We start from the raw sequence: 20,540 nt of genomic DNA, 5'->3' as shown, positions 1-20,540 counted from the left end.
CGCCCGCGGAAGGCCCGCCCGGGCCGCGGTACCCCGTCGCCCTACCCGGCGACGGGGTACGCGTGCGTCCCGGCCCGGATCACCGGGGGGAGGTGCGGCAGCCAGCTGCCGAGGACCAGCGCCGACGGGTAGAACATCGGCTCGGGCAGGGCGTCGATCGCGACGCGCTCCCAACCCGCGCAGGCGTGCGGCTCGGTGACCAGGGCCGTGGCCAGGCTCGGCGGGGCGAGTACCGCCGCGGTCAGCCGGGGGCGGCCCAGCTCGTGGTCGAGCAGCACGGCGAGCACCCGCATCGCCGAGGCCGGCAGCACGATGCCGGTCTCCTCGGCGAGTTCGCGCGCCGCGGCCTGCTCGAAGGACTCGCCCGGGTCGTCCACCTTGCCGCCCGGCAGGCTCCAGGTGGGCGGCTCGCCGGCGGTGATCCGGTGGCCGAGCAGCACCCGGCCGTCACCGGTGGGCACGATCACGCCGGCGCCGATCAGCGGTGCGGTGGTCAACTCGGTCCTCCTCGCGGGGTCTACCGGACGGCGGGGTCCACCGGACGGTGGGGCCTACCAGGCGGCGCGGTCGAAGTCCTTCAGGAAGCAGCCGTAGAGGTCCTCGCCCTGCTCGCCGCGGACGATCGGGTCGTACACCCGGGCCGCGCCGTCGACCAGGTCGAGCGGGGCGTGGAAGCCCTCGTCGGCCAGCCGCATCTTGTCCGGGTGCGGGCGCTCGTCGGTGATCCAGCCGGTGTCGACGGCGGTCATCAGGATGCCGTCGGACTCGAACATCTCCTGCGCGCTGGTGCGGGTGAGCATGTTCAGCGCGGCCTTGGCCATGTTGGTGTGCGGGTGGCCGGCGCCCTTGTAGCCGCGGGCGAAGACGCCCTCCATCGCGGAGACGTTGACCACGTACTTGCGGCGGGACGCCGAGGCGGCCATCGCCGGGCGCAGCCGGCTGATCAGGATGAACGGCGCGGTGGAGTTGCAGAGCTGGACCTCCAGCAGCTCCACCGGGCCGACCTCGTTGACGGTCTGCACCCAGCTGTTGGTGGGCGCGAGGTCGGGCACCAGCCCGCCGGCGTCGATCGCGGTGCCGGCCTCGATCCGGGCGGGCGTGGCGGAGCCGGTGACCAGGGCGAGGGAGGTGACGTCCTCGGCGGAGATCCGCTCGCCGCCGCCGGTCGCCTGGGCGGGCAGCGCGGGCAGGTCCACGCTGCCGCTGCCGAAGCGGCCGATGGTGGTGGACTGCGGCAGCTCGCCGGCCGGCAGCGGCGCGGACTCGGCGTTGACCAGCTCGCGGTACGACTCCGGCGGACGGCGCACCGTCTGCGCGGCGTTGTTGATCAGGATGTCCAGCGGGCCGTCGGCGGCGACCTCGTCGGCCAGCGCCAGGACCTGGGCCGGGTCGCGCAGGTCGATGCCGACGATCTTCAGGCGGTGCAGCCAGTCGGCGCTGTCCGGCATCGCGGTGAAGCGGCGGATGGCGTCGTTGGGGAACCGGGTGGTGATGGTGGTGTGCGCGCCGTCGCGGAGCAGCATCAGCGCGATGTACATGCCGATCTTGGCCCGGCCGCCGGTGAGCAGCGCGCGCTTGCCGGTGAGGTCGGCGCGGGCGTCCCGGCGGGCGCGGTTCTTCACCGCGCAGGTCTGGCAGAGGTTGTGGTAGAACGCGTCCACCTCGACGTACCGCTGCTTGCAGGTGTAGCAGGACCGCGGGCGCTCCAGGATGCCGGCGATCTCGGTGGTGGTGACGGTGGTCAGGCCGAACGCGCCGGCCGTCTCGTCGTCGATCCGGCTGGGCGCGCCGGTGGCGGTGCGGGCGGTGACCTCGCGGTCGTTCGCGGTCTTGCGGGCCCGGGTCTCCTGGCGGCGGCGCTGCTTGAGCGTGCGGAATATGCCGCCGACGGCCTGGCGGACGGTGATCGCGTCCGGGTGGTCGACGTGCAGCTGGTCCAGCTCGGCGATCACGTCCAGGCAGAGCCGCAGCCGCTCGGGGTCGAGGCCGGGACCGTAGTCGATCTCCTCCTCGGTGCTGACCTCCGTGCCGCCGCCCTGCTCGATGCCCTGCTCGATGTCCACGCCCGCCGTCATGATGCCCGCTGCCGCTTTCCTGGATTGCCTCGCCGTTACCGCGTGAATGCTACGGGAGCGGCCCTGGCCGGGGCGAAAAGGCGATCACTTGGAGGAAGCTCCAAGAAGGGGCCCGCGCTGCTGATCATGTGTTGTGCACTGTGCCAGCGATCGGGGTCGAACTGGCTTTTGGCCGCCCCGTACCGGAGAATCGAACGTTGGGTGCCGGGCGCCCGAGTGCGCCCGGCGGCCTCGCCGCAACCGCACCCGAGGTGTACCTTCTCCCAGCCAGAGAGCCCTATCTTCATGCGCTTCCTGAACGACCTCAAGCCCTCGTACGACCTCACGTACGACGACGTCTTCATGGTCCCCAGCCGCTCCGCCGTGGGCTCCCGGCAGGGTGTCGACCTCTCCTCGAACGACGGCACCGGCACCACCATCCCGCTGGTGGTGGCCAACATGACCGCCATCGCCGGCCGCCGGATGGCCGAGACCGTGGCCCGCCGCGGCGGTCTGGTCGCCATCCCGCAGGACATCCCGACCGAGGTGATCGCCGACGTCATCGGCTGGGTCAAGCAGCGCCACCTGGTGCACGACACCGCCATCACGCTGGCCCCGGGCGCCACCGTCGCCGAGGCCCTCTCGCTGCTGCACAAGCGCGCCCACGGCGCGCTGGTCGTGGTCGAGGACGGCAAGCCGATCGGCGTGGTCACCGACTCCGACTGCCAGGGCGTCGACCGCTTCACCGGCCTCGCCGACGTGATGTCCCGCGACCTGCTGCTGCTGGAGGAGGGCATCGACCCGCGCGCCGCCTTCGACAAGCTCACCGAGGCGCACCGCAAGCTCGCCCCGGTGGTCGACGCCGACGGCCGCCTGGTCGGCATCCTGACCCGCAAGAACGCGCTGCGCGCCACCCTCTACACCCCGGCCGTCGACGCGCGGGGCCACCTGCGGGTCGCCGCCACCGTCGGCATCAACGGCGACGTGGCCGGCAAGGCCAAGGCGCTGATCGAGGCCGGCGCCGACGTGCTGGTGGTCGACACCGCGCACGGCCACCAGGAGTCCATGATCAGCGCGCTGCGCGCGGTGCGCGGGCTCGACCCGCGGATCCCGATCGTGGCCGGCAACGTGGTCTCCGCCGACGGTGTCCGCGACCTGGTCGAGGCGGGCGCCGACATTCTCAAGGTCGGTGTCGGCCCCGGCGCGATGTGCACCACCCGGATGATGACCGGCGTCGGCCGGCCGCAGTTCTCCGCCGTCCTGGAGTGCGCGGCCGAGGCCCGCCGGCTCGGCAAGCACGTCTGGGCCGACGGCGGCGTCCGCCACCCGCGCGACGTCGCGATGGCGCTGGCCGCCGGCGCGTCCAACGTGATGATCGGCTCCTGGTTCGCCGGGACGTACGAGTCCCCGGGCGACCTGCAGACCACCGCCGACGGCCGCCAGTACAAGGAGAGCTTCGGGATGGCCTCGGCGCGCGCGGTGAGCAACCGCACCTCGCAGGACTCCTCCTACGACCGCGCCCGCAAGGCGCTCTTCGAGGAGGGCATCTCGCACTCCCGGATGTTCGTCGACCCGGCCCGCCCGGGCGTCGAGGACCTCATCGACTCGATCGTCGCCGGGGTGCGCAGCTCCTGCACCTACGCGGGCGCCTCCAGCCTGGAGGAGTTCCACGAGAAGGCCGTGGTCGGCATCCAGAGCGCGGCCGGCTACGCCGAGGGCAAGCCGCTGCACTCCAGCTGGGCCTGATCGCGGCGGTCCGGACCGAGGAGGGACCAGGCGCCCGACGCACGGTCAACCGACGGCCGGCCGGTTCCTCGCCACGGGGAGCCGGCCGGCCGCCGGCCGCTCGGGAGCGGGCGGCCCGTCCGCCGGGGGTGCCGCGCCCCCGGCGCGGGGCCGGTCCGGGCCGAGCGGGGTGAGCAGGGCACGGCCGAGCAGGCCGACCGAGGTGTCCAGCGCGGCGGCGAGCGCCGCGGCGGCCGACGGCACGCCGCGCAGCTGCCAGAGCACGCGGACGGTCGCCCAGGCCGCCTCGCGGGCGGTGTCGACCGACCAGGTGCCCAGCAGGTGCGTCAGCGGCTCGGCCCGCTCCAGGGCGTCCGGCCCGGGCATCAGCTGCTCCCGGACGGCCGTCTCCACCCCGGCCAGCAGGTCGTTGACCCGGTGGTAGTCCCCGGCGAGCCGCTCGGGCCCGCAGCCGAGCCGCCGGCAGGTGTCGAGCACGGCGAGCGGCAGGTCGTGCTGGATGTGGGCGTTCATCCCGGCCAGCGCGAACTGCAGCGGGTGCACGCCCCGGTGCGCCCGCAGGGCGAAGAGCGGCCGCCAGCAGGCCGGTACCGGCCGCCCGGCCGCCTCGGCGTCCAGGGCCAGCAGGTAGCGCCCGGCGAAGACGACGTCCAGCTCGGCCATCCCGGCCGGGTCGGCGAAGTACGGGCGGCCGGGGCGGTCCGGGGCGCCGCGTGAGCGCTCCGGGCGCGCCAGCCGGCGGCGCACCGCGTCCGTGACGGTGAGGTACATCCGGTTGAACACCGCCACGCCGTCGTCCGGGGGCAGTCCGGCCCCGATCGCCCGCAGCCGGCCGAGCACCTCGTCGACCGTCCGCGTTGCCGGTGCCCCTGCTCCTGCTCCTGCCCCCGTCACCGAGGCCGCCGTACCGGGCATGCGTCACCCTCCGATGTCGATCGTGCACTGATCGCATCATCGTGACAGCGGCCCGGGTGAACGGTCGGGCGCCGCGCGGAGGCCGGGCCGGTGCGCGCCCGGTGCCGTCAGCCCAGCTCGTACTCCAGGGCGTAGGTGTGGCCGCCCTCGTCGTCCACCGACAGCTCGAAGGTGCCGGTGATCCCGGCCAGCTCGCCCACCCCGGTGCCCGCCACCACCCGGATGGCGAGCGGCTCGCCCTGGCTGCCCGGCGCCGCGTGCTGGAGCACGAACGAGCCCTTGCGCCCGTCCAGCTCGCCGGTGAACCGCTCCACCGCGACGTACGCGGCCGGTCCGCCCGCGCCGTCCAGCACGGAGAGCATCCGCACCACGCTGCTGCCGGTCAGGCCGCCCGTGAACTCCTTGGTGATCCGGATCCGGCCGAGCGTGGCGCCCGGCTGCTCGTCCGTCTCCTCCGGCTCGAAGGCGGTCAGCTGGAACGATCCGTGCGTGCTCCGGCCCATGGCACTGTCCCCTCGACGCCGCTGCTCGGCCGGCACCGCGCCGGTCGCGTCCACAGCCTGGCACGGGGGACCGACAACGGCCCGGACGGCGGGCGGTCACCGTACCCGGGCCGGGGCTCACCGCTCCCGGGACACCGCTCACTGCTCCCAGCGCAGGGCGAGGAGCGCCGCGTCGTCGGTCGGCCCGGCGGTGCCGACCCAGTCGCCGACCTCGGCGAGCAGCGCGTCCAGGACGTCCCCGGGGCCGGTCGCCGGCAGCGCGGCGAGCCGCTCCGCCAGCGGGTAGAACCGGTCCGCGGTGTCGCGGGCCTCCGAGACGCCGTCGGTGTAGAGGATCAGCAGGTCCCCCGGGAGTGGCTCGAAGCCGCCCGCCCGGTAGTGCCCGCCGATCAGCCCGAGCAGGCCCAGCGGCGGGGCGTGCAGCGGCGGAGCCAGCTCGGTCACCCGGCCGGCGCGGCGCAGCAGCGGGTGCGGATGCCCGCAGTTGACGAAACGGGCCGGCCCGCCGGCCGGGGCCACGTCCAGCAGGAAGGCGGTCGCGAAGCGCTCGTTGACCCGGCGCCCGGACAGCGCGGCGTCCAGCCGCTCCGCCACCCGGACCAGGTCGGGCTCGGTCCGCGCGGCCTCCCGGAACACGCCCAGCACGTCCGTGGCGGTCTCCACCGCCGGGAGCCCGTGGCCCTGGACGTCCCCCAGCAGGATCCGGATCCCGTGCGGGGTGTCCACCACCTCGTAGAGGTCCCCGCCGATCCGCGCCTCGGCCGCCGCGGCGGCGTACCGCACGGCCACCCGCAGTGGTCCGAGCCGTTCCGGCGGCGGGCGCAGCAGGGCCCGCTGCGCCGCCTCGGCCACCGTCCGGACCTGGGTGAGTTCGCGCTCCCGGGCCGCCACCAGGACGACGTTGGCGGCACTGGCCAGGGTGGCGGCCAGGACGGTGATCAGCGCGGCGAGGTGCACGGACAGCGGCAGCCCGCTGTTGCTGAGCTCCAGCAGCACCACGGCGGCGGTGGCGACCGCCCCGGCGAACAGGGGTACCCGGGCCGAGCGGGTGATCGCCCCCGCCAGCATCGGCGCCACCGCGAGCACGGGGGAGAGCGTCGTCCCCGGCCCGGTGATCAGGTCGGCCACCACGGCCGCGACCAGCAGCAGGAACGCGCAGCCGAGTAGCCGCTTGGCCCGCCGGGGCAGGCGCAACGCCGGCAGCGCGTCCTCCGGGCCGTCTCTGGTCACGCGTACACCTCCGGTGGGCGGGGCCCACTGTCCACTCTCCACCGGCCCGGCCGTCCCCGGCACCTCGGGCATCCGGCCGGGCCCCGGGAGCCGCGGCGGCCCCGGTTAGGGTGGCGGTGAGATGAGACGCAAGCGCAAGGCACCGACCGCACCCCTCCCGCAGCGCCGCGGGGTGGACCCGGTGCACCTGCGGCTGCCCGCCGAGGGGCCGTGGCCGACGGTGCGCGCCTACCTGGCCGAGCGGTTGCCGACCGTCGACCCGGCGCGGATCGACGCGCTGCTGCGCGGGCGCGAGATCGTCGGCCTGGACGGCCCGATCGGGCCGGAGGAGCCGTTCCGCCCCGCCGGTCACCTCTGGCTCTACCGGGACCTGCCCGCGGAGGTCCCCGTCCCGTTCGAGCTGGAGGTGCTGTACCGGGACGACCACCTGGTGGTGGTCGACAAGCCGCACTTCCTGGCCACCACCCCGCGCGGCCGGCACGTCGTCGAGACGGCGCTCTCCCGGCTGCGGCACGGGCTCGACCTGCCCGCGCTCAGCCCGGCGCACCGGCTGGACCGGCTGACGGCGGGCCTGGCGATGTTCGTGGTGCGGCCGGAGGACCGGGGCGCCTACCAGACGCTCTTCCGGGACCGGCTGGTGCGCAAGGAGTACCAGGCCGTCGCACCGCACGATCCGGCGCTCGCGCTGCCCCGTACGGTCCGCAGCCACATCGTCAAGGAGCGCGGCGTGATCGCGGCGCGGGAGCTGGACGCCCCGCCCAACAGCGAGAGCCGGATCGACCTGGTCGAGCACCGGGACGGTCTGGGCCGCTACCGGCTGCGGCCGCTCAGCGGGCGCACCCACCAGCTGCGGCTGCACATGAGCGGCCTCGGGGTGCCGATCCTGGGGGATCCGGTGTACCCGGTGGTGCTGCCCGAGCCGGCCCCGGACGACTTCCGCCGGCCGCTGCAACTGCTCGCCTCCGTGGTCGAGTTCACCGACCCGCTGACCGGCCGGCCGCACCGCTTCGAGACCCGCCGCACCCTGGCCGCCTGGGCCGATCCGCAGTCCTGGGAGGCCGCCGACGCGCCGGTCCCCGCACCCCGTCCGGCCCGGGACCCGGACCGGGACTCCGACGAGGACTCCGACCGGGACCACGGCCCGGGCCTCGGTCCGGCGATCTAGGCCGAACGGACCACCGGCCCCCCGGCCTGCGGTCCGATCCGCACCGGACCGCCCCGGAGCGATCGTGGTGCCATGAACGCACCTCAGCACACCGCAGGATCCGCCGCCCCCGTCGCCGTGGTCACCGGTGCCTCGCGCGGCCTCGGCCGGGCGCTGGCCCGGGCGCTCGCCGCCGACGGCTGGCAGCTGGTGATCACCGCCCGCGACGCGGCCGAACTCTCCGCCGTCGAGACCGAACTGGCCGCCGTCACCACGGTGGTCGCGCCGGCCGGCTCGGTCGTCGACGACGGCCACCGGGCCCGCCTCGCCGAGGCGGCCGCCGGTCTCGGCGGAGCACGGCTCCTGGTCAACAACGCCGGCACGCTCAACGGCTCCGACACGACCGACGTCCCGCTGCCCCGCCTCGCCGACGTCCCGCTGCCCGATCTGCTGGAGACCTTCGAGGTCAACGCCCTGGCGCCGATCGCGCTCACCCAGCTCGTGCTGCCCCAGCTGCGCCGGCACGGCGGGGCCGTCCTGAACATCAGCTCGGACGCGGCCGTCGAGGCCTACCCCGGGTGGGGCGGCTACGGCGCCAGCAAGGCGGCACTGGACCAGGCCTCCGCCGTGCTGGCCCGGGAGGAGGAGGCGGTGCGGGTCTGGGCGGTGGACCCGGGCAGCATGCGCACCCGGATGTACCAGGACGCCTGCCCGGGCGAGGACATCTCCGGCGAGCCGCTCCCGGAGACCGTGGTGCCCGCGCTGCTCGCCCTGGTGGGCGGCAGCCGGCCCTCCGGCCGCTACCGTGCCGCGCACCTCCCGGCAGGTGCGCGGGCCGCGCGATGACCGCCGCCGCGGACCCCGGGATCGACGTCACCGTCCCGCCCGAACTCTCCGCCCGGGCCCCGGCGGAGGCGCGCGGCACCGCCCGCGACGGCGTGCGGATGCTGGTCGGCCGCCGGAGCGGGCCGGCCGTCGGGCACCGCCGCTTCACCGAGCTCCCCGAGGTGCTGCGCCCCGGGGACCTCCTGGTGGTGAACAACTCGGCGACCCTGCCCGCCGCGCTGCCCGGCCGGCTGGCCGACGGCACCCCCGTGGCGCTGCACCTCTCCACGGCCCGGCCGGACCGGCGCGGGGCCTTCCTGGTCGAGCTGCGCCGCCCCGCCCCCGGCGCGGCGGCCGCCTTCTGGCCACCGGAGGAGTCCCCGGCCCGGCCGGGGCTGCGGGTGGCGCTGCCGGGCGGCGCCGCGGCCGACCTGGTCGAGGCGTTCACGCCCCGGCTCTGGCACGCCCGACTCGCCCTGCCCGAACCGCTGGTGCCCTACCTGGGCCGCCACGGCAAGGCGATCCGGTACGGCTACGTGGACCGGGACTGGCCGATCGAGGCCTACCAGACGGTCTTCGCCACCGTTCCGGGCAGCAGCGAGATGCCCAGCGCCGCGCGGCCGTTCACCGCCGGGGTGGTGGCCCGGCTGGCCGGGCGGGGCGTGCTGGTCGCGCCGATCACGCTGCACACCGGTGTCGCCTCGCCGGAGGCGCACGAGGCGCCGTACGCCGAGTGGTTCCGGGTACCGGCCGCCACGGCCCGGCTGGTCGGCCACGTCCGGGCCGGTGGCGGGCGGGTGATCGCGGTCGGCACCACCGCCGTCCGGGCCCTGGAGTCGGCGGTCGGGCCGGACGGGAGCGTCCGGGAGGCCGAGGGCTGGACCGAACTGGTGGTCACCCCCGAGCGCGGGGTGCGCGCGGTGGACGGCCTGCTCACCGGCTGGCACGAGCCCCGCGCGTCCCATCTGCTGATGCTCGCCGCGGTGGCCGGCCGGCCGCTGCTCGAACGCTGCTACGCGGCGGCCGTCCACGAGCGCTACCTGTGGCACGAGTTCGGCGACGTCAACCTGCTGCTGCCGGACTAGGCCCGGTCGGGCGGCGGCCGGCCGTCAGCCGGCCGCGGGCGCGAAGAGCGTGCGCGCCGCGTGGTCGGTGTCGAGGTACTCGCGGACGGCGGTGATCAGGCCGTTCTCGACGGAGAAGACGCCCAGGCACCGGTTGTGGTAGGCGGCGCCGTTGGCCGCCGTCCCCCGCGCGGTCCACTCGGCGACCACCTGCGGGCCGTCGGCGAGCAGACCGGTCAGCGTCACCTCCAGCGGGGTGCCGGGCGCGAACAGCGTGCCCACCGAGCCGAGGAAGTCGTCGAGGATGGCGGTCCGGCCGCGCCAGACCCCGGACAGCGGCAGGTCGCCCGGGTAGGACCAGGTGGCGTCCTCGGCGAACGAGGCAGCCGCGGTGGGCAGGTCGCCCTCGGCGACGGCGGTGACGTAGCGCTCCACGACGGTGCGGGGGTCCAGCTGGTTCACGACGGCTCGGTTCACGACGGCTCCTCGGGTTGCGGTCCGGGACGGTCGCCGGGCCCCTCGCCCGGCCGCGCCGTCCTGTGGGACCAAGCCAACCGCCCGGCCGCCGGGCGGGCCAACAACCCGGCGTGGGCGGCGACAAGGACCGGTTGTCGTACCAGGCCGGGGCGGGTGCGCGGCCGGGGAGGAGCTACCAGGGCCGGCTGCCCGGCGGCAGCTCCAGCTCGAACCAGACCACCTTGCCCTCCCGGGTGCGGCGGGTGCCCCAGCGGTGCGCGAGTTCGTTGACCAGGTGCATGCCGCGCCCGCCCTCGTCCTCCTCCTGGGCGCGGCGGATCCGCGGCGACTCGCTGTCCCGGTCGGCGACCTCCACGGTGAGCACCCGGTTGTGGAACAGCCGCAGCTGGACGGGGGATCCGGCGTGCACCAGCGCGTTGGTGATCAGCTCGCTGGTGAGCAGTTCGGTCCAGTCGGCGAGCGCGCCCAGGCCCCAGCCGGTCAGCGTCTCCCGGGTGAAGCGGCGGGAGTGCGCGACCATCGCGTGGTCGTCGCTGAGGGAGAGGGTGGCGATCCGGTCGGTGCCGGTCGGCCGGGCCTGGGCCAGGATGATCGCGATGTCGTCCTCGCTGGTGCGGCCGGTGAGTTGGGCGAGCACGGCGTCGCAGGTCTGCTCCAGCGTGCGGTGCCGGTCGCCGACGGTCCGGCAGAGCAGGTCCAGGCCCTCGTCGAGGTCGCGGCCCCGGCGCTCGACCAGGCCGTCCGTGTAGAGCGCCAGGATGCCGTCCTCCGGGAGCGTGAACTCGATGCTCTCGAAGGGGACCCCGCCGACGCCGAGCGGTGCGCCCGGGGGCAGTTCGACCAGCTGGGCCCGGCCGTCGGCGTCGGCCACCACCGGCGGCAGGTGGCCCGCGCAGGCGGCGGTGCAGCGCCGGTCCACCGGGTCGTAGATCACGCAGACGCAGGTGGCGAACTGGCCCTCGCCGATCTCCGCGGTGGCCTCGTCGAGCCGGTGCATCACCCGTTCCGGGTCGAGGTCGAGGGTAATCAACGTCCGTGCCACGGTGCGCAGCTGGCCCATCGTGGCGGCGGCCCGGATGCCGTGGCCCATCACGTCGCCGACCACCAGCGCGACCCGGCCGGAGGAGAGCGGGACGATGTCGAACCAGTCGCCGCCGACCTCGCTGACCACGCTGCTGGGCAGGTAGCGGTAGGCGATCTCCAGCCCGATCGCGCGGTGGATCTCCTGCGGCAGCAGGCTGCGCTGCAGGGTGAGCGCGGTGTCCCGTTCGCGGCGGTAGAGCCGGGCGTTGTCCATCGCGAGCGCCGTCCGCGCGGCCAGCTCCTCGGCGAGGGCGCGGTCCGCCGGCCCGTACGGCACCGGGTTCCTGGTCCGCAGGAACTCCGCGCCGCCCAGCACCATCCCGCGGGCCAGCAGCGGCACCATCAGATAGGAGTGCACCCCGGCGTCCAGGCCCGGCTGCACCCGGTCCGGCGCGGCCACGATCCCGCGCAGCGCCGTCTCGTCCACCTCCGAGACCAGGATCGACCGGCCGGTGCGCAGGCTCTGCGCGTACACCTGGGCGGACTGCGAGGTGGCGCCCACCTGGTCGGCGGCGGCCGCCATGGTGCCGTCCGGGCCGGCCTCGCCGACGGCGACCGCCCGCATCAGGACGGAACCGTCGTCCGGTACCGGGCTCGGATCCTCGCCGCCGAGCACCGCGTCGCGCAGGTCGACGGTGACGAAGTCGGCGAACCGCGGGATCACCACCTCCACCAACTCCTCGGCGGTGCGGTGCAGATCGAGCGTGGTGCCGATCCGGGTGCTCGCCTCGTTGAGCAGGGAGAGCCGCTGCTGGGCCGCCCAGGCCTCGTCCAGGGCGCGCTGGCGGGCGGCGGCCGCGTCGCGCTCCCGGGTGAACAGCAGCGCGTTGTCGATCGAGACGGCCGCCCGGACCGCCAGCTCCCCGGCGAGCGCCAGGTCGTCGTCCTCGTAGGGTCGTTCGACCACCGTCCGGTAGAAGGCGGCGACGCCGACCGGCGAGCCGCGGGCGATCAGCGGCACCACCATGAACGAGAGGACGTTCTGCTCCCGCGCGGCCGCGGTGCGGACGGGGTCGTCGGCGAACCAGGCCATCCCCTCCTCGTCCATCCGCGGCACCAGCACCGGCTTGCGGTGGGCGAGGCTCCACGCGTACGGCGAGCCGGGCGCGAACCGCTGCACCCCGCCGGAGCGGTCGATCGGCTCCAGCGTCGAGCCGTGCGCCGAGTGGAACGCCATCCGGCGCAGCACGGCTGAGCCGTCCGCCGGGGTGCGGACCTCGCGCTCGCCGCGCACCAGGTCGTCCAGCACCTCCACCACCACGGTGTCGGCCAGCCGGGGCGTCGCGACCTCGGCCAGCTCCTTCGCGGTCTGGGCCAGGTCGAGGGTGGTGCCGATCCGCGCCGAGGCGACGTTGACCAGGGCCAGCCGTTCCTGCGCGGCCTTCGCCTCGCGCAGCGCCTGCTGGCGGGCGAGCACCGTCTGGTGCTGGCGCAGGTAGAGCCGGGCGTTGTCGATGGCGACGGCGGCCCGCGAGGCCAGCTCGTCACCGAGCGTGATGTCCGCCTCGGCGAACGCCTCCCGTTCGCCGCGCCGGGAGTACACCACCATGCCGAGCGTGGTGCCGCGCGCCACCAGCGGGGTGATCCGCACCGAGCGGGGCCGGTCGCCGAGGTAGGCCTGTCGGCGGCTCTCGGTGATCGCCGAACTCAGTGGCGGCAGCTCCCAGGACGGCGTCACCACCGTCCGCCCGGTCGCCAGCGCCCTCCCGTACGGGGAGTCCGGCGACAGCTCGTACACCGAGTCCACCGGCAGCGCCTCGGCGGGGTAGAGCGGGTCGGTGGTGGCGAGCGCCAGCCGGCGGACCAGGTGCGGGACGGACGGGTCGAGCGGCTCCACGGTGCGCCCGGCGACCAGGGCCTCCAGCGCGAACACGCCGCTGATGTCGGCGACCCTGGGCACCATCGCGTCGGCCAGCTCCCGGGCGGTCTGCCGCAGGTCCAGGGTGGTGCCGATGGAGGCGGTGGCGTCGACGAGCAGCGCCAGCCGCTCCTGGGCACGGGCGGCCCGGGCGTCCGCGCGGAACCGTTCGGTGATGTCGATGAGCGTCGAGCTGACCCCGAGGACCTCGCCGCCCGGGTCCTCCAGCCGGAAGTAGGAGGCCGACCAGGCGTGGTCGTGCGTCGGGTCGCCGGGGGTGCGGCCGTGCGAGCGGGCGTCCACGACCGGATCGCCGCTCTCCAGCACCTGCCGCATCACCTCCTCGCTCTCGGTGCCGTTGATGCCGGGCAGCAGTTCGGTGAGGCGGTGGCCCAGGTGCGCCTCGACGGGCAGGCCGTTGACCCGGGCCAGTGCGTCGTTCAGCCGGACGAAGGCCAGCCGGCTGTCGTACACGGCCATGCCGACGGGGGACTGCGTGAAGAACCCGTCCAGGACGGCGAGGTCCGCCTGGATCCGGCGCAGCGTCGTGACGTCGGACGCGACGGCCAGCACCAGCGGACTGCCGCCGGGGCCGGAGATCGGGTGGGTGCGGAACTCCAGGTTCACGTAGTGGCCGTCCCGGTGCCGGACCGGGAAGACGCCCGACCAGCCGCGGCCGTCGACGATCTCCTGGAAGAGCTCCAGGACCTCGGGCCGCTGGTCGTCGGTGGCCAGCAGCTGCGCGGCCAGCGAGCCGATCGCCTCCTCGGCGCTGTAACCGAGCAGCGCCTCGGCGTCATTGCTCCAGTGCAGGATCCGCCCGTCCGCCTCGATCAGGGCGGTCGCGATCGGGACCATCAGCAGGGCGTCCTGACGCGACCCCCCGGCGCCCGGTGGCCCCGGGCGTGGCCCCTCGGAGCCGCCGGTATCACGTTGCTCGTTCACCATGGCCAGAGAACCGCCCGGAGATCGTTTCTGCCAGCCCTGCCATCTTCCCACGACCCCCGCACCCCCGCCCCGCGCACTCCGCCGGGGCACCGCCGCCCGCCCCGAGCCGCCCGCCCCGTGGCCGTCCGCCACCGCGGTCGGTCCAGCGGGTCAGTCCAGTGCCTCCAGGACGGTGGCGTTGGCCAGGCCGCCCGCCTCGCACATGGTCTGCAGGGCGTAGCGCGCGCCGCGCCGGCGCATCGCGTGCACCAGGGTGGTCATCAGCCGGGTGCCGCTCGCCCCGAGCGGGTGGCCGAGCGCGATCGCGCCGCCGTTCACGTTGACCTTGGCCGGGTCGACCCCGGTCTCCTGGAGCCAGGCCAGCACCACCGAGGCGAACGCCTCGTTCACCTCGAACAGGTCGATGTCCGCCGGCGAGAGCCCGGACCGCCGCAGCACCTTCTCGGTGGCGGGGAGCACGCCGGTGAGCATCAGCAGCGGGTCCGAACCGGTCACCGCGAAGGAGTGCAGCCGGGCCAGCGGGCGCAGGCCCAGCCGGGCGGCCGTCTCGCTGCTGGTGATCAGCACCGCCGAGGCGCCGTCGTTGATCGGGCTGCTGTTGCCGGGCGTCACCGACCACTGGATCTGCGGGTACCGCTCGGCCATGGCGGGGTCGGTGAAGGAGGGCCGCAGTCCGGCGAGCACCTCGGGCGTGCTGCCCGGACGCACCGACTCGTCCCTCGTGACGATCCCCGTGGGCGTCGGCACCGGGGCCAGCTCCGCCTCGAACCAGCCGGCGGCGTGGGCGTGCGCGGCCTTGGCGTGCGAGTCGAGGGCGAAGGCGTCCATCGCCTCCCGGGTGACGGACCACTTGGCGGCGATCAGCTCGGCGCTGACGCCCTGGGGGATGAGCCCACCGGGGTAGCGGGCGTTGATCGCGGCGCTGAACGGGTCCGCGCCGGGGGGCACGTTGGACCACATCGGCACCCGGCTCATCGACTCGACGCCGCAGGCCACCACCAGGTCGTACGCGCCCGCGATCACGCCCTGGGCGGCGAAGTGGACGGCCTGCTGGGAGGAGCCGCACTGCCGGTCCACGGTGGTCGCCGGGACGGACTCCGGCAGGCCGGCCGCCAGCCAGGCGTAGCGGGTGGTGTTCATGGCCTGCTCGCCGACCTGGTCGACACAGCCGCCGATCACGTCGTCGACCAGGGCCGGGTCGATCCCGCTGCGTCCGACCAGGGTCCGGAGGGTGTGCGCGAGCAGTTCCACCGGGTGGACGGCGGAGAGCGCGCCCCCCGGTTTGCCCTTGCCGATGGGGGTGCGGACAGCTTCGACGATTACGGCGTCACGCATGACGGCCGCCTTCCTCTGCGAGGGGCTCCGGGCGGTCGGGCCCGGGGCACGAGGGTAGTTGGAAAGTCGAATCCACCATAGGGGATTGGGTTTGGAAATCCAACCATCGAACCTCGTCCGTCCTCGGGTCCGGTCAGGCGGCGGCCTCCGGGTAATGGCTCTGCAGGGTCCGCAGCAGGGCTATGCCGCCCGGATCGACCGAGCGGCGGGTGTTGGCCAGGGCGATCACGCCCACCTGCTTCTCGGGGTCGAAGGCGACGAAGGAGCCGAAGCCGCCCGTCCCGCCGTTGTGCCAGATCTGCAGGTGGCCGCCCTGGCGGGGGTGCAGCCGGTGGCCGAGCCAGCCGAGGTGCACCCAGGCGAACGGGTTGACCCGGTGCTCCACCTCCCGGGTGAGGGCGATCGCCGGCGCCAGGGGCTCGCCGCCGTCCGTGCCGCAGGCCAGCTGGGCCCGGAGCAGTACCGCCAGGTCGGCGGCGGTCGAGCGGAGCCCGCCGGCGCCGGCGAGGTCGGCCAGCTGCCAGCCGGGCACCGGTCGGCGCCCGGGCGTGTGGCCCTGGGCGAGCCGGCCGGCCCGCTCCCCGTCGACGCGGATCACCGTGTCGGTGAGCCCGAGCGGTTCGCAGACCTCCCGGGTCACCAGTTCCTCGTACCCGGTGCCGGCCCGGTGGGCCAGCGCCAGGCCGAGCAGCCCGGCGCCGAGGTTGGAGTAGCGGAAGCCCCGCCCGGGAGCGGCCCGGGGTCTGGTCCGGGCGAGCCCGGTGAGCAGCATGTCGGAGGTGCAGTCGCGGTACGGGTCCGGCTTGTTCGGGCGGAGCAGTGCGGGCAGCAGCATCCCGGCGGGCAGCCGGGGCAGGCCGGAGGTGTGGGTGGCGAGGTGCCGCAGCGCGATCGGCCTGCCGCGCCTGGCCGGCACCCTCACCCCGGCCGGCAGGGCGCCCGCCAGGACGTCCGCCAGCGGTTCGTCGAGCGCCGTCGAGCCGTCGAGCGCCATTCGGGCCAGCGCGAGCGAGGTGAACACCTTGGTCACCGAACCGATTTCGAAGACCGTCCGCGGGCCGGGCACGTCACCGGGCCGGCCGGCGGCGGTGCTCCCGGCGCCCCGGATCTCCACCGCGCCGCCGGCCAGGCCGGCGACCACCACGCCGACCTGCTGGGTCGCGAGCCGGTCGGCGGTCTGTTGGACAAGGCTGCCAAGGTCGTTCATGGCTTCGAGCCTAGGTGTCCGGCGAAGCCCGGTCGTCCGCCCGGACGACGATTCCCGCCCCCGCCGGTCCTCCGTCAGGAGTACGCCCCGCTGCTCCCCCTGACGTGCGGGGGGAGCAGCGGGGCGTAGCGGGGCGGAGTCGCCCCTGGCGCGGCGTCAGCAGCCCAGGTTCGGGCCCGGGACGGTGCCGAGGATCTGGGTGAAGGACTGGTAGGCGTTGATCCGGCTCTGCACCTGCGCCGGGTTGCCGCCGTTGCACTCCAGCGAGCCGTTGATGCTGCGGATCGTCTCGCCGAAGCCGGCCCCGTTGACCATGGCGTTGTGCGGGGTCATGGTGCCCGGGCCGGTCTGGGTGTTCCAGTACCAGAGGGCGGTCTTCCAGGCCACCGCCGGGTCGGTCTGCACCAGGCCGGGGTTGTGCAGCAGGTCGATGCCCAGGGCGTCGCCGGCGGCCTTGTAGTTGAAGTTCCAGCTCAGCTGGATCGGACCGCGCCCGTAGTACGCGGCCTGCCCGGCCGGGCACCCGTACGGCTGCGAGCTGTCGCAGTAGTGGGGGTAGTTGGCCGTGTTCTGCTCGACCACGTAGACCAGCCCGCCGGTCTCGTGGTTCACGTTGGCGAGGAAGGCCGCGGCCTCCTGCTTGCGGACGGTGTCGCCGCCGGTGTTCGCGAAGGCCGGGTAGGCGCTGAGCGCGTCGAGCAGCCCCTGGTAGGTGTAGAAGGAGTTCCGGTTCGGGAACATCTGGTTGAACTGCGCCTGGCTGACCGGGAACCCGCCGGGGTTCGGGGTGGTGGGGGTGGTCGGGCCGCAGCTGTACGGCTCCCAGTACCAGGTGCTGATCACCGGGTCGTAGCCCGGGTTGTCGTGGGTGGCCCGGTAGTACCCGCCGTTGGTGTAGCGGACGACCGCGCCGGTGGTGTACGCGCGTCCGGCGACCCAGTCCGGGTAGACGCAGCCGCCGGGGGTCGGCGTCGGGTCGGTCGAGCCGCCGCAGGAGCCCTGGTCGGCCCAGACGCCGGTGCCGGCGGTGCTCGGGGTCTCGTTCTGGGTCCACCACTTGGCGGACCAGTTGTGCCCGTTGTAGGAGACGGCCGCGCCGCCGGTGTACGCGGTGGACGCGTTCCACGGCGTGGCGCAGGCGGCCGCGTTGGCCGCCGAGGCGGGCAGCAGCAGGAACACGGCCAGCGCCGTGACCAGCGCGGACAGCAGTGCGAGCAGGCGTTTCGTTGACACTTGATCACCCCTTGTGCGGTGGGGGCCGCACGGTCGTGGAGGGAGGTGGGTCGTGACAGGGAGCGCGCGGCCCCGTGGTGTGCGGCGCGTCGTGGGGGACGGGCCGCCCGAGGTGCGGCCGACCGGGATGCGGCCGGGCGAGGTGCGGGCCGGCCGGGGGTACGGGCCGGTGCGGGCCGTGCGGGGTTAACCCCAGACTCAAGCGGAATGGTCTATACCTGTCAAGAGCATGACGGGGGTTCGGGGCGAATTCGGCCGGAACCGGACGGTGCCGCGGAGTCTGCGAGGATGGCGCCATGGAAGAGACTCCCGGGCCGGCCGCCCCGGCCGGTCCCGGCGCGCCGATCAGGTCGGGCATCCCCGACCACGGTCGGGTGCCCAAGTACTACGCCGTCAAGGGCCGGCTGGAGGAGTTGCTGGACGAGCTCGGCGAGGGCGGTGTGCTGCCGACCGAGCGCGATCTCGCGGCCCGCTTCGAGGTGGCCCGGGAGACCCTCCGCCAGGCACTGCGCGATCTGCTGATCCAGGGCCGGGTCCGCCGCCGAGGCCGCAGCACCGTGGTCGCCGGGCCGAAGCTGGAGCAGCCGCTCTCGCTGGCCAGCTACACCGAGGGCGTCCGCCGCCAGGGGCGGCTGCCCGGCCGCAACCTGATCGGGCTGGAGCGGTTCGCCGCCGATCCGCTGCTCGCCGGGCAACTGGCCATCGCGGTGGGCGAGCGGGTCTGGCACCTGGAGCGGGTGCTGCTCGCGGACGGCGAGCGGGTCGGCCTGGAGAGCACCTACCTGGCGGTGGCCCGGGTGCCCGCGCTGGACCGGGAGTTCGACCCCGGGGCGTCCTTCTACGCCTTCCTCCGGGAGAAGGCCGGCATCGAGTTCGGCGGGGCCGACGAGCGGATCGAGACGGTGCTCGCCTCCCCGCGCGAGGCGCTGCTGATCGGCACCCCGCCCGCCCTGCCGATGCTGCTGCTCCACCGGCTCACCAGGGACGCGGACGGCGTGCCGCTGGAGCGGGTCCGCTCGCTCTACCGGGGCGACCGGTTCAGCTTCACCACCCGGCTGGAAGCCGGCTGACGCCCGGTCCGGCGCCGGACACCTCGCACGCGGCCGCGCCGCACCCGGCCGCACCGCGCCGGGGCCCCCGGCCGGCCCGGCGGACCCGACGCCCGGGCCGTCCGGCTACCCGGGCCCGGCGAGCGCGGCCCGCAGCCGCTCGGCGACCGCCGCCGCGGCCGCCTCGTCCGGGTACTTCCCCCGTGGCCAGAAGAAGCCGCGCAACCCGTCCTTCGGATTGCGCGGCACGACGTGCACGTGCAGGTGCGGCACCGACTGGCTGATCCGGTTGTTCGCCGCGACGAAGCTGCCCGCCGCCCCCAGCCCCGCCTCCACGGCGGCGGCCACCCGCCGCACCCGCAGGAAGAACGGCCCCACCTCCGCCGCCGGCAGGTCCGCCAGCGTGCGGTGGTGGGCGCGCGGCACGACCAGGACGTGGCCGGGGAAGAGCGGACGCCGGTCCAGGAAGGCCACCGCCGCCTCGTCGTCCAGCACCCGGTGGGCCGGCTCCTCGCCCGCCACCACCGCACAGAAGACGCAGTCCATCCGTCCATTCAAGCCACCACCCGCCGGCCGGGCACGCCCGCGGACCACGCATCCGCGCCGCTTCACCCGTCCGGCCGCCGACGCGAGCGTGGTGGACGTCGGGGCCGCGGCCTGAGCCCGGCACGAGTGGGCGGGCCGGCGCCGCGCGGTGCGGGCCCGCCCGGCCGGGACCGCCTACTCGTACCGGTAGAGCAGCGACTGCCGCTCGGTCTCCTCGATCATCTCGATGGTCAGGCCGGGATCGCGCAGGTGGGACAGGGTGACCTCGGCGGAGCTGGGCTGCTCGTCCTTGCCGAGCCAGTTGTCCGGCTTCCAGGCCGAGCCGCGCAGGAACGCCTTCGGGCAGTGCGCGTACACCTCCTCGACCGCCACCACGACGGCGCTGCGCGGCGGCTTGCCGACCGCCGTCAGCTGCTCCAGCAGCCGGGGGTCGGTGGAGACGCAGGCGCGCCCGTTGACCCGGAGCGTGGTGTCCCGGCCCGGCACCACGAAGAGCAGCCCGACCCGGCCGGTCTCGATGATGTTGTGCAGGGTGTCCAGCCGCTTGTTCCCGGTGGCGTCGGGGATGGCCAGGGTGTGCTCGTCCAGCACCGACACCAGCCCGGGCGGCCCGCCGCGCGGCGAGACGTCGCACCGTCCGGCCGCGTCCGCGCTCGCCACGAGGACCAGCGAGGAGCAGGCGATCAACTGCCGCGCCGGCTCGTGGATGTGGTCCACCTGCTTGCGCCGCGCGTGGTCGCCGGGCTGCTCGTAGACCTCCCGGAGGTCCGCCGCGGTGCGCAGCGCCTGGGCGCCGAGGGCGGCGAACAGGCTCTCCGGCGCCTCGGGCGGGGTGCTGGACGGAACGGCGGTCTCCGGTGTGGTGGTCATACCGGGAATTTAGCGAAGCTCGTCCGGCGGCCGGCGCCCTGGTCCTGTCCGGGGAGTCGCCGGACCCTCCCCACCAGCGGCTCCGCGCCGATAATGGGGCCAAGGACTTTCGCGGGAGGTGGTGGACGTGATCGTCAGGATCTGGGCCGGGCAGGTCATGGCCGGACACGTCGAGGAGTTCTGCGCGGTGCTCGCCACGCAGGTGATCCCCCAGCTCGGCCGGACCGACGGCTGTCTGGGCGGCGAACTGCTGCGCTCGGTGACGGAGGACGGCCACCGGGTGCTGGTGCTCAGCCGGTGGCGCGACGAGGAGGCGCTGCGCGGGTACGCGGGGCCGATGTGGCGGATCCGGCCGGTCTGGTCGGAGGGCGAGCTGCGCTACCTCGCGCACCCGCCCGAGGTCAGCCACTTCACCCTGGTACCGGCCACCTGAAACGCCGCCCCGCCCCGGAG

At 75.0% G+C, this 20,540-nt stretch carries 18 protein-coding genes; 6 read left to right on the top strand and 12 right to left on the bottom strand.

All coding sequences use genetic code 11. The features are described from left to right. Nucleotides 1–41: 41 nt before the first annotated feature. Together ABZ495_RS01395 and ABZ495_RS01390 are read right to left on the bottom strand one after the other, a co-directional pair. The gene (locus ABZ495_RS01395) at nucleotides 42–497 is read right to left on the bottom strand and encodes an NUDIX domain-containing protein (RefSeq protein WP_352288668.1); all 456 of its coding nucleotides are present in this window, start codon (nucleotides 495–497) and stop codon (nucleotides 42–44) included. A gap of 54 nt (nucleotides 498–551) precedes the next feature. Then, the gene (locus tag ABZ495_RS01390) at nucleotides 552–2,045 is read right to left on the bottom strand and encodes an SDR family NAD(P)-dependent oxidoreductase (RefSeq protein WP_329492036.1); all 1,494 of its coding nucleotides are present in this window, start codon (nucleotides 2,043–2,045) and stop codon (nucleotides 552–554) included. A gap of 315 nt (nucleotides 2,046–2,360) precedes the next feature. On the opposite strand from ABZ495_RS01390, the gene ABZ495_RS01385 reads away from it, so the two are divergent. Further along, on the top strand, nucleotides 2,361–3,800 hold the full coding sequence (locus ABZ495_RS01385) for a GuaB1 family IMP dehydrogenase-related protein (RefSeq protein WP_329486545.1): 1,440 nt from the start codon (nucleotides 2,361–2,363) through the stop codon (nucleotides 3,798–3,800). A gap of 45 nt (nucleotides 3,801–3,845) precedes the next feature. Here ABZ495_RS01385 and ABZ495_RS01380 read toward each other — a convergent pair whose 3' ends face one another. The 3 genes from ABZ495_RS01380 to ABZ495_RS01370 form a co-directional block, all read right to left on the bottom strand. Then, complete coding sequence (locus ABZ495_RS01380; protein ID WP_359808107.1) at nucleotides 3,846–4,715, bottom strand: DUF5995 family protein; 870 nt, start codon at nucleotides 4,713–4,715, stop codon at nucleotides 3,846–3,848. Between the two features lie 107 nt (nucleotides 4,716–4,822). Continuing rightward, complete coding sequence (locus ABZ495_RS01375; RefSeq protein ID WP_359808106.1) at nucleotides 4,823–5,218, bottom strand: DUF3224 domain-containing protein; 396 nt, start codon at nucleotides 5,216–5,218, stop codon at nucleotides 4,823–4,825. A 138-nt stretch (nucleotides 5,219–5,356) separates the two neighbouring features. Beyond that, nucleotides 5,357–6,448: a PP2C family protein-serine/threonine phosphatase gene (locus ABZ495_RS01370; protein WP_359833877.1), complete on the bottom strand. Its 1,092-nt coding sequence runs from the start codon at nucleotides 6,446–6,448 to the stop codon at nucleotides 5,357–5,359. A gap of 121 nt (nucleotides 6,449–6,569) precedes the next feature. Between ABZ495_RS01370 and ABZ495_RS01365 the strand changes: the two genes are divergently transcribed. From ABZ495_RS01365 to ABZ495_RS01355, 3 genes are all read left to right on the top strand, one after another. Then, nucleotides 6,570–7,613, top strand: coding sequence for a pseudouridine synthase (locus tag ABZ495_RS01365; RefSeq protein ID WP_359833875.1), 1,044 nt, complete (start codon nucleotides 6,570–6,572; stop codon nucleotides 7,611–7,613). Between the two features lie 72 nt (nucleotides 7,614–7,685). After that, on the top strand, nucleotides 7,686–8,438 hold the full coding sequence (locus ABZ495_RS01360; RefSeq protein ID WP_359808101.1) for an SDR family NAD(P)-dependent oxidoreductase: 753 nt from the start codon (nucleotides 7,686–7,688) through the stop codon (nucleotides 8,436–8,438). Next, nucleotides 8,435–9,502 (top strand): S-adenosylmethionine:tRNA ribosyltransferase-isomerase, encoded by a 1,068-nt coding sequence (locus ABZ495_RS01355; RefSeq protein ID WP_359833872.1) that lies wholly within the window; start codon nucleotides 8,435–8,437, stop codon nucleotides 9,500–9,502. Before ABZ495_RS01360 ends, ABZ495_RS01355 begins: the two co-directional genes overlap by 4 nt. Nucleotides 9,503–9,526: 24 nt before the next feature. Here the strand turns inward: ABZ495_RS01355 and ABZ495_RS01350 are convergent, their stop codons facing one another. The 5 genes from ABZ495_RS01350 to ABZ495_RS01330 form a co-directional block, all read right to left on the bottom strand. Then, on the bottom strand, nucleotides 9,527–9,958 hold the full coding sequence (locus ABZ495_RS01350) for a nuclear transport factor 2 family protein (protein ID WP_359833870.1): 432 nt from the start codon (nucleotides 9,956–9,958) through the stop codon (nucleotides 9,527–9,529). Between the two features lie 172 nt (nucleotides 9,959–10,130). Continuing rightward, nucleotides 10,131–13,757 carry a SpoIIE family protein phosphatase gene (locus tag ABZ495_RS01345; protein ID WP_359833867.1) on the bottom strand — a complete coding sequence of 1,209 codons (3,627 nt, stop codon included), beginning with the start codon at nucleotides 13,755–13,757 and terminating at the stop codon, nucleotides 10,131–10,133. A gap of 240 nt (nucleotides 13,758–13,997) precedes the next feature. Then, nucleotides 13,998–15,182: a thiolase family protein gene (locus ABZ495_RS01340; RefSeq protein ID WP_359833865.1), complete on the bottom strand. Its 1,185-nt coding sequence runs from the start codon at nucleotides 15,180–15,182 to the stop codon at nucleotides 13,998–14,000. Between the two features lie 133 nt (nucleotides 15,183–15,315). Further along, the gene (locus ABZ495_RS01335; protein ID WP_359833863.1) at nucleotides 15,316–16,389 is read right to left on the bottom strand and encodes a serine hydrolase domain-containing protein; all 1,074 of its coding nucleotides are present in this window, start codon (nucleotides 16,387–16,389) and stop codon (nucleotides 15,316–15,318) included. A 156-nt stretch (nucleotides 16,390–16,545) separates the two neighbouring features. Beyond that, on the bottom strand, nucleotides 16,546–17,622 hold the full coding sequence (locus ABZ495_RS01330; protein WP_359833861.1) for a glycoside hydrolase family 19 protein: 1,077 nt from the start codon (nucleotides 17,620–17,622) through the stop codon (nucleotides 16,546–16,548). Nucleotides 17,623–17,918: 296 nt separating this feature from the next. Between ABZ495_RS01330 and ABZ495_RS01325 the strand changes: the two genes are divergently transcribed. Beyond that, on the top strand, nucleotides 17,919–18,692 hold the full coding sequence (locus ABZ495_RS01325; protein ID WP_352288705.1) for a GntR family transcriptional regulator: 774 nt from the start codon (nucleotides 17,919–17,921) through the stop codon (nucleotides 18,690–18,692). Between the two features lie 105 nt (nucleotides 18,693–18,797). On the opposite strand, the gene ABZ495_RS01320 is transcribed toward ABZ495_RS01325, so the two are convergent. Continuing rightward, nucleotides 18,798–19,217 (bottom strand): HIT family protein, encoded by a 420-nt coding sequence (locus ABZ495_RS01320; RefSeq protein WP_359833859.1) that lies wholly within the window; start codon nucleotides 19,215–19,217, stop codon nucleotides 18,798–18,800. Between the two features lie 174 nt (nucleotides 19,218–19,391). After that, nucleotides 19,392–20,087: an MSMEG_1061 family FMN-dependent PPOX-type flavoprotein gene (locus ABZ495_RS01315; protein WP_359833857.1), complete on the bottom strand. Its 696-nt coding sequence runs from the start codon at nucleotides 20,085–20,087 to the stop codon at nucleotides 19,392–19,394. A gap of 127 nt (nucleotides 20,088–20,214) precedes the next feature. On the opposite strand from ABZ495_RS01315, the gene ABZ495_RS01310 reads away from it, so the two are divergent. Further along, nucleotides 20,215–20,520, top strand: a complete 306-nt coding sequence (locus ABZ495_RS01310; protein ID WP_329486530.1) for an antibiotic biosynthesis monooxygenase family protein — start codon at nucleotides 20,215–20,217, stop codon at nucleotides 20,518–20,520. Nucleotides 20,521–20,540: the final 20 nt, after the last annotated feature.

Origin of the sequence: Kitasatospora sp. NPDC005748 (genome assembly GCF_040630735.1) — a bacterium.
GTDB lineage: Bacteria > Actinomycetota > Actinomycetes > Streptomycetales > Streptomycetaceae > Kitasatospora.
Note: the sequence above shows the minus strand (reverse complement) of the source record. Positions and strands in the feature narration are given on the sequence as shown.